The sequence below is a fragment of the Kitasatospora sp. NPDC057015 genome (assembly GCF_042673745.1).
Lineage (GTDB): Bacteria > Actinomycetota > Actinomycetes > Streptomycetales > Streptomycetaceae > Kitasatospora.
The window spans coordinates 49,583-62,974 of the sequence record NZ_JBHUSG010000057.1 but is presented as its reverse complement, the minus strand read 5'-3'; the positions used below and the strand labels follow the sequence as shown (position 1 = coordinate 62,974).

At 72.6% G+C, this 13,392-nt stretch carries 10 protein-coding genes; 3 read left to right on the top strand and 7 right to left on the bottom strand.

What is annotated here, in order from left to right; all coding sequences use genetic code 11:
* Positions 1–131 precede the first annotated feature (131 nt).
* Positions 132–1,982 (bottom strand): phosphatidylglycerol lysyltransferase domain-containing protein, encoded by a 1,851-nt coding sequence (locus ACFTWP_RS35790; protein WP_380269224.1) that lies wholly within the window; start codon positions 1,980–1,982, stop codon positions 132–134.
* A gap of 373 nt (positions 1,983–2,355) precedes the next feature.
* On the opposite strand from ACFTWP_RS35790, the gene ACFTWP_RS35785 reads away from it, so the two are divergent.
* Both ACFTWP_RS35785 and ACFTWP_RS35780 read left to right on the top strand, forming a co-directional pair.
* The gene (locus tag ACFTWP_RS35785) at positions 2,356–3,537 is read left to right on the top strand and encodes an alpha/beta hydrolase (RefSeq protein WP_380269223.1); all 1,182 of its coding nucleotides are present in this window, start codon (positions 2,356–2,358) and stop codon (positions 3,535–3,537) included.
* A 142-nt stretch (positions 3,538–3,679) separates the two neighbouring features.
* Positions 3,680–4,465, top strand: coding sequence for a ferritin-like domain-containing protein (locus ACFTWP_RS35780; RefSeq protein ID WP_380269222.1), 786 nt, complete (start codon positions 3,680–3,682; stop codon positions 4,463–4,465).
* A 51-nt stretch (positions 4,466–4,516) separates the two neighbouring features.
* Here the strand turns inward: ACFTWP_RS35780 and folE are convergent, their stop codons facing one another.
* The 6 genes from folE to dacB all read right to left on the bottom strand — a co-directional run bounded on the left by folE (position 4,517) and on the right by dacB (position 12,497).
* Entirely contained in the window at positions 4,517–5,122 is a 606-nt protein-coding gene (gene folE / locus ACFTWP_RS35775) for a GTP cyclohydrolase I FolE (RefSeq protein WP_380269221.1), read from the bottom strand.
* 149 nt (positions 5,123–5,271) lie between these two features.
* Positions 5,272–7,329 (bottom strand): ATP-dependent zinc metalloprotease FtsH, encoded by a 2,058-nt coding sequence (ftsH, locus tag ACFTWP_RS35770; RefSeq protein WP_380269220.1) that lies wholly within the window; start codon positions 7,327–7,329, stop codon positions 5,272–5,274.
* Positions 7,330–7,555: 226 nt separating this feature from the next.
* Positions 7,556–8,110, bottom strand: a complete 555-nt coding sequence (gene hpt, locus ACFTWP_RS35765; RefSeq protein WP_073926604.1) for a hypoxanthine phosphoribosyltransferase — start codon at positions 8,108–8,110, stop codon at positions 7,556–7,558.
* Between the two features lie 73 nt (positions 8,111–8,183).
* Entirely contained in the window at positions 8,184–9,323 is a 1,140-nt protein-coding gene (gene tilS / locus ACFTWP_RS35760; RefSeq protein WP_380269219.1) for a tRNA lysidine(34) synthetase TilS, read from the bottom strand.
* 243 nt (positions 9,324–9,566) lie between these two features.
* On the bottom strand, positions 9,567–10,745 hold the full coding sequence (locus ACFTWP_RS35755; RefSeq protein ID WP_380269218.1) for a zinc-dependent metalloprotease: 1,179 nt from the start codon (positions 10,743–10,745) through the stop codon (positions 9,567–9,569).
* Between the two features lie 195 nt (positions 10,746–10,940).
* Positions 10,941–12,497, bottom strand: a complete 1,557-nt coding sequence (gene dacB / locus ACFTWP_RS35750; protein ID WP_380269217.1) for a D-alanyl-D-alanine carboxypeptidase/D-alanyl-D-alanine-endopeptidase — start codon at positions 12,495–12,497, stop codon at positions 10,941–10,943.
* A 121-nt stretch (positions 12,498–12,618) separates the two neighbouring features.
* Here dacB and ACFTWP_RS35745 point away from each other — a divergent pair, with 121 nt between their 5' ends.
* Positions 12,619–13,110 (top strand): inorganic diphosphatase, encoded by a 492-nt coding sequence (locus tag ACFTWP_RS35745; protein ID WP_380269229.1) that lies wholly within the window; start codon positions 12,619–12,621, stop codon positions 13,108–13,110.
* Positions 13,111–13,392 lie beyond the last annotated feature (282 nt).

Below are 13,392 nucleotides of genomic sequence, written 5' to 3'. Positions count from 1 at the left end.
GGGGTGCGGGGCCCGGGGCCCGGGGGGGGGGCGGGGGGGGGGGCCGTGGCTTGGGCCGGCCGCGGGGGCCGTGTACGGCGGCGGGCCGCCGCCGGACGGTTGCGTCCGGGGGCGGCCCGCGGGGGGAGGACTCAGGCGGCCTCGGTGATCTGCGGCTTGGCCGGTGCCGGCATCAGGCCCTGGCGCTGGCGCTTGCGGCCGAACCTCGGCATGCCGAGGGTGATGAAGGCCTCCGCCTGCATCGCGGCCAGGCCGATCCGGGGCAGGTCCCTGGCCTGGGGGTAGATCAGGAAGCGCGGCTCCCAGTCCGGCTGGAACTTGGCGTTGAACTTGTACAGCGACTCGATCTGGAACCAGCGCGAGGAGAACACCAGCAGTCCGCGCCAGGCGCGCAGCACCGGGCCGGCGCCGATCCGCTCGCCCCGGGCGAGCGCCGAGCGGAACATCGCGAAGTTGAGCGAGACCCGGCGGATGCCCAGCGCGGGCACGGCCTGCAGGGCCGCCACGATCAGCAGCTCGTTGAGGCCGGGGTCGGCGGCGCGGTCGCGGCGCATCAGCTCCAGCGAGATGCCGTCCGGCCCCCAGGGGACGAAGTGCAGGACGGCCTTCAGGTCGTCCTCGGGGTCCGCGGGGAACCCCTCCTCCTCGTCGGGGGCCCGGTGGGCGGTGACGACCACGCAGGCGTCGTCGCCCGGGTCGCCGAAGCGGCCGAGCGCCATCGAGAAGCCGCGCTCGGTGTCGGTGCCGCGCCAGCGGGCGGCGGCCTCGGCGATCCGGTACCGCTCCTGCGGGTCGAGCTCGCTCACCCGGCGCACCTTGCAGGAGTACCCGTTGCGCTCGATCCGCTTGACCATCTGGCGGACGTTGCGCATGGCCCGCCCGGACAGCGAGAAGGTGGTGGCGTCGACGATGGCCTCGTCGCCGAGCTCCAGCGCGTCCAGCCCCGCCTCGCGGGTCCAGACCTCGCCGCCGGTCTCGCTGCAGCCCATCACGGCCGGCACCCAGGCGTGCTCGCGGGCCTCCGTCATGAAGACCTTGATCGCGCCGGGCCAGGCCTCGACGTCGCCCACCGGGTCGCCGGAGGCGAGCATCACGCCGGAGACCACCCGGTAGGAGATGGCCGCCTTGCCGGTGGGCGAGAAGAGCACGCTCTTGTCGCGGCGCAGGGCGAAGTAGCCGAGCGAGTCGCGCTCGCCGTGCCGCTCCAGCAGCGCCCGGACCTTCTCCTCGTCCTCGGGGGTCAGCTCGGGTTCGGGCTTCTCCGGCCGCAGCGCCAGGTACGCGGTGGTGCCGGCGGTGACCAGCCCGAGGGTGCCGAGCAGGTACGCCACCAGGTCGGAGGTCCGGTCGGAGCTGTAGTCGATCGGTCCTTCGAACCCGAACAACCCGTACACGACGTGCTGGAGGCGGTCGAGCATGCCCGGATCGTGGATCTCGGCCTTCCCGCGGACACTGACGATCAGCAGGCCGAGCAGCACGCTGACGGTGCCCATGACGAGCAGGTTGGCGACGGCCCGCCAGCGGGTGCGCGGGTCGGCCTTGGCGTAGAACTCGCCGTGGTGCACCAGCAGCACCGCGAGCAGCACCAGCGAGACCACCGCCGGTCCCACCTGGTGCCAGCGCAGGATGTGCAGGGCGGCGCCGATCGGCAGCAGCACGCAGACCGCCCGCCAGGCGCGCCGCTTGCGCCGACGCAGGGCGTGCGCGAGCAGCACCAGCAGCAGGCCGACCATCAGCGTGCCGACCGCCGCCAGGGTGGTCGTCCCGCCCGGGAGCTGCCCGGCGAAGGAGTGCATCTTCGTCCGGCGCAGCTTGGGGAACACCGCGCTCGCGACGTCGAGCAGTCCGATCAGCAGACAGGCGTACCCGACGGCACCGGGCAGCCAGGCCCGCGGCACGGCGGCCGCTTGGGTACGAAGCGTCTGGAAGCCCCTGCGGCGGGGCTGCTGGGGCGGCGGCTCAACGGACACGGGAACGCTCATGGGAGCTCAGCGTAGAGGTTCTGGAGCACTGTCCCGTCCCTCCGGAGGAGGACGTGTAACGGACCTTCATGTCATTTCCTCAATCGCACAATGCGCGCACCAAATCACGGAAAACAGGAGGTAAACCCGTTTCCGCTCCCGCGCGTCGGTTGGGCCATGGGTGGGGACTGCCCCTGGCGCCGCGCGGCGCTCAGGGCTGTGCGCGCACGCGGTACGTACGGTGGACGCCGCGTCCCGGGGCGTCGGTTGCAGCCGCCGCGACCGTCGTGACACCGCGGCCCACTGCCCGGTCAGCCTAGCTCCGATGGCCCGATCTGACGCCCTGTCACACGATGAATCCTGAACCGACAGTGATCCACCGGAAGGCGACGGGATGGAACTGACCAGCGATGCACTGGTGAACACGCTGCTCGCGGCGGGCGCCCTGTCGCTGCTCCTCACCCTCTGGCTCTGGCCGCGACTGGCCCGCCAGCGCCCGCTCGCGATGCTCGGCAGGATCGCCCTGCTGACCGTCACTCAGGCGACGGTGCTGGCGGTGCTGGCGGTGTCGGTGAACAACTCCTTCGGCTTCTACACCTCCTGGGACGGACTGCTCCACCCGGGCGGTGCGGCCCTCACCCTGACCGGCTCCGGGCACCAGAAGGGTGCCGCGCCGGCCGGTGAGGCCCTGGTGACGCCGACCACCGAGGGCGGCATGGAGGGCGTCGCCGACCTCCCGAAGGGTCCGCCGGAGGAGGTCGGGAAGGTCGAGTCGATCCGGGTGACGGGCAAGGAGAGCGGCCTGTCGGACCAGATGTTCATCTACCTGCCGCCGGAGTACTTCAACCCGAAGTACTCCCGGATGCGGTTCCCCGTCCTGCTCGCCCTGGCCGGCTTCCCCGGTTCGGCCCTGCACCTGCTCTCCGAGCTGCGCCTGCCGCAGACCGCCTGGGAGCTCCAGCGGACCGGCCAGATGGCGCCCACGGTGATCGTGATGGCCCGGCCGACCGTCGCCGAACCCCGCAACACCGAGTGCGTCGACGTACCGAACGGGCCGCAGACCGAGACCTGGTTCGCCAAGGACATCCCGACCGCCCTGCGCGCCACCTACCGGGTCGGACGCGAGGCCTCGTCCTGGGGGATCTTCGGCTACTCCACCGGCGGGGGCTGCGCGCTGCGCCTGACCATGCGCTACCCCGACGTGTTCGGCAGCGCGGCCGGCCTGCACGCCGACTTCAAGGTGCCCGAGGACTACTCGACCGGCGGCAACCTGTTCGGCGGCGACCGCACCCTGATCGACCAGAGCGACCTCACCTGGCGGCTGCACAACCTGCCGGCCCCCGCCGTCTCCATGCTGCTGGTGAGCACCCGCCAGGAGGAGGACTACGCCGCCACCCAGGCGTTCCTCGGCGTCGCCCAGCAGACCTCGACGGCCCACCCGGAGCTGCGGGTGGACTCGCTCTTCCTCGACGACGGCGGCCACAACTTCGACAGCTGGCGGCGCGAGCTGCCCGCCTCGCTGGAGTGGATGAGCGACCGGCTGGCGACGCCGCAGGACCGCGAGCCCCGCCCGTGAGCCGCGGTCGCACCCCGCAACCGGCCCGGCGCCCTTCGCGCGACCGGGTGAATCCCGCGCCGACGGCCCGAACCGCCGCCCCCGCCGGGGAACGCATCAGGACCGTTCCCGGACGTCCATCGGTCCCGTACAGGAGGCACGTGTGCTGACCACCCGATCTCTGTTCAACGAGATCTACCTCAACGACGAGGCGTACCAACTCTTCTGCAGCATCGCGGCCGGAGGTGAGGACCAGGGCGGCTGGGAGAACGAGCGGATCCACGCGCTGACCCCGGACCCGGTGCTCGCACCCAAGATCGCCCGGCACGGCGCCGACGAGCGCAAGCACGGGCGGATCTTCACCCAGCTGCTGCACAAGCGCGGCCTGGACAAGGTCCCGGTCCCGCCGAAGGCCGACTACTGCATGCTGCTGGAGCGCCAGGGCATCGGCCTCGCCCACGACCGCCTGAACAGCGACGTGCCGCTGGCCGAGCGGGAGGTCATCACCTACCTGGCGCACAGCCGGGTCACCGAGCAGCGGGCCTCGGAGCAGATGCGCCAGCTGCTGGGCGCCTACCGGGACAACCCCGAGCTGGGCCGGGCGATGCAGATGATCTCCGCGGACGAGGACAACCACCTCGCGTACTGCCACGAGGAGCTGCTCCGGCTCGTGGCGGCCGGGCACGGCCCCTACATCCGGCACACCCTGGAGCACATCGCCAAGGGCGAGATCCGTACCCACCGGGAGGTCGGGCTCACCGTGATGGCCGCGATGGGCCGGATCCTCGGCTGGCCGCTGCCCCGGCGGGTGCTGCTGGCCGCCGGCCTGTACGGCCTCTACCTGTACGAGAGCGCCTTCGGGTGGCGGCGGATGGTGCGGCTGCGGATGCCCGAGCGCCGCAACGCCCTGGGCACCCCGGCCCCGCCGCACGCCGAGCACGCGGTCTGAGCCCCGACGGCCGCGACCGGCGGTCAGCGGTCAGCGGTCAGCGGTCAGCGGTCAGCGGCCGATGATCAGGCTCATCGCCTCGGCGCGGGTCGCCGGGTCGCGCAGCTGGCCGCGCACGCACGAGGTGAGCGTCTTGGCGCCGGGCTTGCGGATGCCGCGCATCGACATGCACATGTGCTCGCACTCGACGACGACGATCGCCCCGCGCGGCTCCAGGATCCGCATCAGCGCGTCGGCGACCTGGCTGGTGAGCCGCTCCTGCACCTGCGGGCGGCGGGCGTAGACGTCCACCAGCCGCGCCAGCTTGGAGAGACCGGTGATCTTGCCGCTGGCGGACGGGATGTACCCGACGTGCGCCACCCCCCGGAACGGCACCAGGTGGTGCTCGCAGACCGAGGTCAGCTCGATGTCCTTGACCAGCACCAGCTCGTCGTGGCCGAGGTCGAAGGTCGTGGTGAGGACGTCCTCCGGCTCCTGCCAGAGGCCGGCGAATATCTCCTTGTAGGCCCGGGCCACCCGCGCCGGGGTCTCCAGCAACCCCTCGCGGTCCGGGTCCTCGCCCACCGCCAGCAGGAGCTCCCGCACGGCGTTCTCGGCCCGCTTCTGGTCGAAGACCCCGACAGTGGACGGACCGTCGAAGGTGACCGGGTCGATCATGCGGGCCTCGCAGGTGAGTGGAGAGACGGATGGGTACGGCGGTGCTTGCGGTGCGACGGCGGTGCGCGTCCGGGCCGGGCACGACGGATGCCGCGCCTCCAGGGTACAAACCCCGGTGACGCGGCATCCATTCCGTCCTGCTGCTCGGCTCAGCCCTCCGAGGGGGCCTCGCCGGGAACGGGCGGCAGCTTCACGGTGTCCACCACCGGGGCGGCCTCCGTCAGGGCGGCGGCGCCGTTGGTGAGCGCCAGCTCCTTCGGGGACTGCACCGGCGGACGGGTGGACGGCGTACGACGGGACGAGCCCGTCCAGGCCGGCCGGGCCGGACGCTTGACGATCGGCGCGAAGACCTCGGCGATCTGCTCCTTGTTGAGGGTCTCCTTCTCCAGGAGCTCCAGGACCAGGTTGTCGAGCACGTCGCGGTTCTCGACCAGGATCTCCCAGGCCTCGTTGTGCGCGTTCTCGATGAGCTTCTTGACCTCTTCGTCCACCAGCCCGGCGACCTCTTCCGAGTAGTCGCGCTGGTGACCCATCTCGCGGCCCAGGAACGGCTCGGAGTCACTCGAACCGAACTTGATCGCGCCGAGGCGCTCGGTCATGCCGTACTGCGTGACCATCGCGCGAGCGGTGGCCGTGGCCTTCTCGATGTCGTTCGAGGCGCCGGTGGTCGGGTCGTGGAAGACCAGCTCCTCCGCCGCGCGCCCGCCCAGCATGTACGCGAGCTGGTCGAGCATCTCGTTGCGGGTGGTGGAGTACTTGTCCTCGTCCGGCAGCACCATGGTGTAGCCGAGCGCCCGCCCGCGGGACAGGATGGTGATCTTGTGGACCGGGTCCGCGTTGGGGGAGGCCGCCGCGACCAGGGCGTGACCGCCCTCGTGGTACGCGGTGATCTTCTTCTCCTTCTCGGACATGATCCTGGTCCGCTTCTGCGGACCGGCCACGACGCGGTCGATCGCCTCGTCGAGGGTGAAGTTGTCGACCAGCTTCTTGTCGGAGCGGGCCGTCAGCAGCGCTGCCTCGTTGAGCACGTTCGCCAGGTCGGCACCGGTGAAGCCGGGGGTGCGCTTGGCGACGGCCCGGAGGTCGACGTCCGGCGCGACCGGCTTGCCCTTCTGGTGCACCTTGAGGATGTCCAGGCGGCCCTGCAGGTCCGGGCGCTCGACGGCGATCTGCCGGTCGAAGCGGCCCGGGCGCAGCAGCGCCGGGTCCAGGATGTCCGGGCGGTTGGTGGCGGCGATCAGGATCACGCCGCCCTTGACGTCGAAGCCGTCCATCTCGACCAGCAGCTGGTTGAGAGTCTGCTCGCGCTCGTCGTGCCCGCCGCCGAGACCCGCACCGCGGTGCCGGCCGACGGCGTCGATCTCGTCGACGAAGACGATCGCCGGGGCGTTCGCCTTGGCCTGCTCGAAGAGGTCGCGGACCCGGCTGGCGCCGACACCCACGAACATCTCGACGAAGTCGGAGCCGGAGATCGAGTAGAACGGCACGCCCGCCTCACCCGCGACCGCACGGGCGAGCAGGGTCTTGCCGGTGCCGGGCGGGCCGTAGAGCAGCACGCCCTTGGGGATCTTGGCGCCGACGGCCTGGAACTTGGCCGGCTCCTGCAGGAACTCCTTGATCTCGTGGAGCTCCTCCACCGCCTCGTCCGCACCGGCGACGTCCGCGAAGGTCGTCTTGGGGGTGTCCTTGGTGAGCAGCTTGGCCTTGGACTTGCCGAACTGCATGACCCGGGAGCCGCCACCCTGCATCTGGTTCATCAGGAAGAGGAAGACCAGCACGATGATGACGATCGGCAGCATCGACAGCAGCAGGCTGACGAAGGTGCTCTGCTTCTCGGGGCTGATGGTGTAGCCCTCGGGCAGGGTGTTGGCATCCTTGTCGTCGATCTGCGTCTGCAGCCGCGCCGCGATGTCCTTGCCCTGGTCCCCGATGTAGGAGGCCTGGAACTTGCTGCCCGAAGGCGTCTTGCCCGTCCCGGAAGTCGGGAGCGAAGCGCCGTCCTTCAGCTGGATCTTGACAGTATTCGAATCACCAGTGGTGATCTGCGCCGATTTGACCTCGCCGGCATTGATCGCCGCGACGACCTGCCCGGTGTCCACCGTCTTGTAGCCGTTCGAGTCCGAAACGACCTGCATCAGCACAATGACGGCGAGGACGGCCAGCACGATCCACATGATCGGCGCACGGAAGTATCGCTTGACGTCCATCCATGCGGGGCGTTGCCGCCCCGTCCCTCCTGCCACTCAACGGCGCAGTGCGGCCGTGGGCCGCCGGCGCATCCGGGTCTGTGCTCATGTGAAGAGCGGTTTTATTGGACCGTACCGCAGTCCGTCCCCCTCTAGGCGGGAGCACGGCGACACGACCTGTTTTCTTGTCCCCCGACCCAACGGGCGGGAACGGCGTACTGTTCCCGCCCATCGCCCGAACGGGGCGTCAGCCGCCGTAGACGTGCGGCGCCAGGGTGCCGATGAACGGCAGGTTGCGCAGCTTCTCCGCGTAGTCCAGGCCGTAACCGACCACGAACTCGTTGGGGATGTCGAAGCCGACGTACTTGACGTCGATCTCGACCTTGGCCGCGTCGGGCTTGCGCAGCAGGGTGCAGACCTCCAGGGAGGCCGGGCGGCGCGAGCCCAGGTTGCCGAGCAGCCAGGACAGCGTCAGGCCGGAGTCGATGATGTCCTCGACGATCAGGACGTCCCGGCCGGCGATGTCGGTGTCGAGGTCCTTGAGGATACGCACCACGCCGGAGGACTTGGTGCCCATCCCGTACGAGGAGACGGCCATCCAGTCCATCGTCACCTGCGAGTGCAGCGCGCGGGCGAGGTCGGCCATGACCATCACCGCACCCTTGAGGACGCCGACGATCAGCAGATCGCGTCCGGCGTAGTCCCGGTCGATCCGCTCGGCCAGCTCCAGGAGCTTGGCGTCGATCTCGTCCTTGCTGATGAGCACCTTCGCCAGGTCGGCGCCCATGTCCTTGTCGTCCACCGGGGATACGTCCTCAAGCGTTCGGGGGTCTGTGTCGGCGGCGGCCAGGCTGCCCCGGGGCCATGCCTGCCCGTCAGTCGCCCTGTCGCCGGAAGACCAGCGTGCCACACCTGCGGGTGGCCTCGACGCCCCCGGGTAGGTGCAGGGGCCCCTGGCCGCGCCAGCCGGTGACCAGCAGGTCGACCGTTTCGAGGTGTCGGGCGAACAGGTCGCCGGCCGGGCAGCCCGCGCGCAGTGCGGCGCGGCGCAGTACCCGGCGGCGCACCGCGGGGGGCAGTTCGGCGAGCTTCGCGACGTCCAGGGCGCCTTCGCCCGTACGGAGGTCGCGCTCGGCGAGGGCCGCCCACTGGTCGAGCGCGTCGGCGTCGTCGCGGAACAGCCGGGCCGTCCGGGCGAGCGCCTCGACCACTCCGCCGCCGAGGTGCTTCTCCAGCACCGGGAGCACCTCGTGGCGCACCCGGGACCGGGTGTAGGCAGGGTCACAGTTGTGCGGGTCGTCCCAGACCGGGATCGCCTGGGCGGTGCAGGCCTGGCGGGTCGCGGCGCGGTCGAGTTCGAGCAGCGGGCGGCGGTAGCGGCCCTTGTGGGCGGGCATGCCGGCCAGCGAGCGGGCGCCGGAGCCCCGGGCCAGGCCGAGCAGGACGGTCTCCGCCTGGTCGTCGCGGGTGTGGCCGAGCAGGACGGCGAGCGCCCGGTGCCGTTCGGCGGCCTCGTCCAGCGCGGCGTAGCGGGCGTCCCGGGCCGCGGCCTCGGGGCCGCCCTGGCGTCCCACCCGCACCGGCACGGCCTCGACCGGGTCCAGACCGAGCGAGCGCAGCCGCTCGGCGACCTGCGCGGCCCGCTCGGCCGAGCCGGCCTGCAGGCCGTGGTCGACCGTGACGGCGCCGACCCGCAGGCCCAGCTTGGGCGCCTCGAAGGCGGTGGCGGTGGCCAGCGCCATGGAGTCCGCGCCGCCGCTGACGGCGACCAGGACGAGCGGGGCGCCGGGCGCCGCCGGGGTGCGGGGCAGCCCGGAGGGGTGCCGGTGGGCGTTGCCGATCAGGGTGGTGGCGGCGCCGCTGTTCGCGCCGGCGTTGACCAGGGCCGTGCCGCCCGGACGCCCGTGCGGGGCGCGGACGGGCGCGGTGAAGGAGGTTCCGGCCTCGGCGGCGAGGTCGGCGAGCGTGCGGCGTACGGCCAGGCGTATCGCGGCGACTGCGGGATGTGGGCCCACGGCTGAGCACTCCTTGGCGGAGGGGGACGGCGACGGGACGCGGTGGGGGAACCGCGCGAGTGTGAGCGCCTTGTTACCGGGCGCTCACAGATGGTGGCAGAAATGAGCCGCCTACTACGCCACCCGCGCCACCGGTACGACCACCGTCCCACGTACGGGTGAATGGAGAAACGTATCTCCACCCGCCGTCTGCACGATTGGACCACCCGTGCGAGCGGCCCGACGCCCTCGTCCCGCGGCGGGTCAGCGCCCCACCCGGGCCACCCAGGCCGCCGGATTGTGGATCTCCTCCTTGGTGGGGAGGGTGTTCGGCGAGGTCCAGACCCGGTTGAAGCCGTCCATCCCGATCCGGTCGACCACGCCGCGGACGAAGACCGCGCCGTCCTGGTACTGCCGCAGCTTGGCGTCCATCCCCAGCAGCCGGCGCAGCACCAGGTCCAGCCGGTTGGCCCCGCGGTCGCGGCGCTGCTGGAACTTCTCCCTGATCTCCGCCACGCTCGGCACCACCGCGGGGCCGACCCCGTCCATCACCACGTCCGCGTGACCCTCCAGCAGCGACATCACGGCCGTCAGCCGGCCCAGGATCTCGCGCTGGGCCGGCGACTGGACGACCTCCAGCAGCCCGCCCGGCGCCGAGCCGTCACCCCGGGCGCCGAGCCCGGTCAGCCCGCCGCCGATCGACCCGGCGGCCTCCCGCACCCGGTCCAGCAGCGCCCCCGGGTCGACGTCGGTCTCGGCCAGGAAGGACTGCACCTCGGACTGGATGTGGTCGCGCAGCCACGGCACGGCGGTGAACTGGGTGCGGTGGGTCTCCTCGTGCAGACAGACCCAGAGCCGGAAGTCCGCCGGGTTCACGTCCAGCTCGCGCTCCACCTGGACGATGTTCGGAGCCACCAGCAGCAGCCGGCCGGGGCCGGGGCCCGCCGGGCCGAGCCGGGGCTTGTCGAAGAGCGCCGCCGGGCTGTCCGGCGTCTCCACCGACACCTCCGCCGGAGCGAAGGTCTCGTACTGCCCGAGCACCTTGGCCGACAGGAACGCCAGCAGCGCGCCCACCTCGATCCCGGTGGCCTTCTCCCCCACCGAGCCGAGGACGCCCGCGGCGGCGGAGGACGAGCGGCGGGCCGCCAGCTTCTCCACCAGCGGCTGGACGATCGTGCGGAAGCCCGCCACGTTCGCCCGCACCCAACCGGGCCGGTCCACGATCAGCACCGGGGTGGCGCTCGCGGCGGTCAGACTGCTGGAGCGCATCCCGGTGAACTCCCGGACGTGCTCCTCCGCCTCCAGGGCGTGCCGGCGCAACTCGGCGACCACCTCGGCGGCCTGCGCCCGGGTCACCTCCGGGCCGGGCCGGACCAGCCTGGTCGCCGTCGCGACCGCGAGATTCCAGTCGACCATGTCAGCACCGCCGCTCGCGCTCGTCATGCCCTCACCGTACGTGCTGGACCGCGCCGGGGGCAGCCGCATGCGCCGAAGTGCTGCCCGGACCTGCCGGCGCCGGCCGACCGACCGTGCCCGGCCCGGCTCCGCCTCCGGTGGCGGGCCGGGCGGGAAGGAGCGGGCTGAACGGACCCGGCGGGGCGGGGCGGAGCGGGCCCGGGCGCCGCCCCGCCGACCGGCTCAGTGGCAGCCGCAGGCCGCGAGCCGGGCGACGATCCGGTCCATCGCGGCGCGGGCGACGTCCGCACCGGCGGCCGTCCTGGTCATCACGGCGAACGAGAGCAGCCGCCCGTCGGCGTCCACCACCGTGCCGGCCAGCGTGTTGACGCCGCTGAGGGTGCCGGTCTTGGCCCGGACCAGACCCGCCGCGTCCGCCGCCCCGGAAGCCGCCCCGAAGCGCTTGCCGAGCGTGCCGGTGAACCCGGCGATCGGCAGGCCGGTCAGCACCGGGCGCAGCTCCGGATGGTCCGGGGAGGAGGCCAGGGCCAGGAACTGGACCAGCGCGGCGGGCGGGATCGCGTTGCCCGGGTGCAGTCCGCTGCCGTCGTTGAGCACGACCCCGTTCAGCCGCACCCCCAGTCCGGTCAGGGTCTCGGTGACGGCGGCCGCGGCGCCGTCGAAGCCGACGGGCTTGTGCGCCGCCAGCGCCACCTGCCGGGCCACCGCCTCGGCCAGGGTGTTGTCGGAGGTGGTGAGCAGCCGCTCCACCAGCCGGGCGAGGGTCGGCGAGCTCACCCCGGCGAGCACCGCGGCCCCGGCGGCCACCGGCCGCGCAACCGGCTGGGCCTTGCCCTCCACGGTGATCCCCTGGGCCTTCAGCAGGGCCGCGAACTGATCGACCGCCTGGCCGGTGGGATCGGGCACCCGGGCCGGCGCCTCCTCGTGGCTGCGCGGGTCCACCCGGCCCTCGTCCACCATCAGCGGGGTCATCAGCGGGATGTTCTGCGCGTCGTAGTTCGCGTGCTGCGGACTGCCGGTGTACAGCGAGACGTCGTAGCCGAGCCGGACGACGGCGGTGCCGGCCGCCTTGAGGGCGGCGGCGGTCTGCCTGGCGAGCGCCTCCAGCGAGGCGGGCGCGGTCTCGGCGTCGACCGGGGCGCCGCCGATCTGCACCTGGTCGGCGGGCAGCGCGGTGAGCGTCGGGTCGCCGCCGCCCACCAGGACGATCTCGCCCGGGTTCGCGCCGGCGACCACCCGGGTGGTGATCCGGGTGTCGGCCGGGAGCAGCGCCAGCGCCGCCAGCGAGGTCGCCAGCTTGGTGGTCGAGGCGGGCGTCGCCGGCGTGTTCTCCCCCGCGCCGTAGAGGAGTTGCCCGCTGGTGGCGTCGGCGACCGCGAAGGTGACGGTGCCCAGCGACTTGTCCAGCAGGACGTTCGCGAGGGCCTGCCGCAGGCCCGCCGCGGTCGGGATGCCGACCGCGGCGCCGTCGGCGGGCTGCAGCACCAGGCCGGCGGGCGGCGGGCCGGGCTTGCGGGCCGGCGCGGGGGCGGCGGAGCCCGCCGCACCGGCCGGGGCGGCGCCGGGGCCGGCCGCGGGCCGGCCGGTCGAGGCGGACGGGCCGGGCGAGGCCGTCCGGGTCTCCCCGTGCCGTCCGTCGCCGCCGCGCCCCTCGCCGCGCCCGCGGCCGTCCTCGTGCGTGGGGCCGTGCCCGCCCGGCGTCGGCGAGGGCGCCGCCTGCGCCCCGCCCCCGCCGAGCACGACACCGCCGGTCAGCACCGCCGCCCCCAGCAACCGCACTGCCGCGGCGCTCCTGCGACGCCGCGCCCCCGTACCTGCTCCCACCGACCGGCCCCTTTCCTGAGCACTCACTCCCGTAGGAGACACTTGGATTCTGTCAGTCCCTACCTTGGAGGAACCGTTGGAGTTCGACGTCCTGATCGAGATCCCGAAGGGCTCCCGCAACAAGTACGAGGTCGACCACGAGACCGGTCGCCTTCGTCTGGACCGGATGCTCTTCACCTCGACCCGTTACCCGGCCGACTACGGCTACGTCGAGGGCACCCTCGCGGACGACGGCGACCCGCTGGACGCGCTGGTCATCCTGGAGGAGCCGACCTTCCCCGGTTGCCTGATCAAGTGCCGCGCCATCGGCATGTTCAAGATGACCGACGAGGCCGGCGGCGACGACAAGCTGCTCTGCGTCCCGGCGACGGACCCGCGCTGGGAGCACCTGCAGGACATCCACCACGTGTCGGAGTTCGACCGCCTGGAGATCCAGCACTTCTTCGAGGTCTACAAGGACCTGGAGCCCGGCAAGTCCGTCGAGGGCGCCGACTGGGTGGGCCGCGCCGAGGCCGAGGCCGAGATCACCGCCTCGATCAAGCGCCTGGCGGACACCGGCGGCCACTGAGCCGCGGTAGCCGGGTCCGGTACCCGCGACTCCCGGGGCCGGGGTGAACGGAGCGATCCGTACGCCCCGGCCTCTGCCGTGTCCGGGGGCGGGCCGCCAGGGGGCCCGGGACCGGGTGGGCCGGGTGGGCCGGGTGGGCCGGGCCGCGGGTCCGCCGGTGCGGATCGGGCTTCGAACCGGGATCCCGTGGGCAGAGACTTACCGACAGAGTGTCGGCATGACATTGACTTAGGTAAGGCTAACCATAAGAATCAGGACTGTTCCCGATCACTGGAGGCCCAC

Coding starts and splice junctions, on each gene's coding strand:
- ACFTWP_RS35790 (WP_380269224.1), bottom strand. CDS start 1,982: ATGAGCGTTCCCGTGTCCGTTGAGCCGCCGCCCCAGCAGCCCCGCCGC.
- ACFTWP_RS35785 (WP_380269223.1), top strand. CDS start 2,356: ATGGAACTGACCAGCGATGCACTGGTGAACACGCTGCTCGCGGCGGGC.
- folE (WP_380269221.1), bottom strand. CDS start 5,122: ATGATCGACCCGGTCACCTTCGACGGTCCGTCCACTGTCGGGGTCTTC.
- ftsH (WP_380269220.1), bottom strand. CDS start 7,329: ATGGACGTCAAGCGATACTTCCGTGCGCCGATCATGTGGATCGTGCTG.
- ACFTWP_RS35755 (WP_380269218.1), bottom strand. CDS start 10,745: ATGACGAGCGCGAGCGGCGGTGCTGACATGGTCGACTGGAATCTCGCG.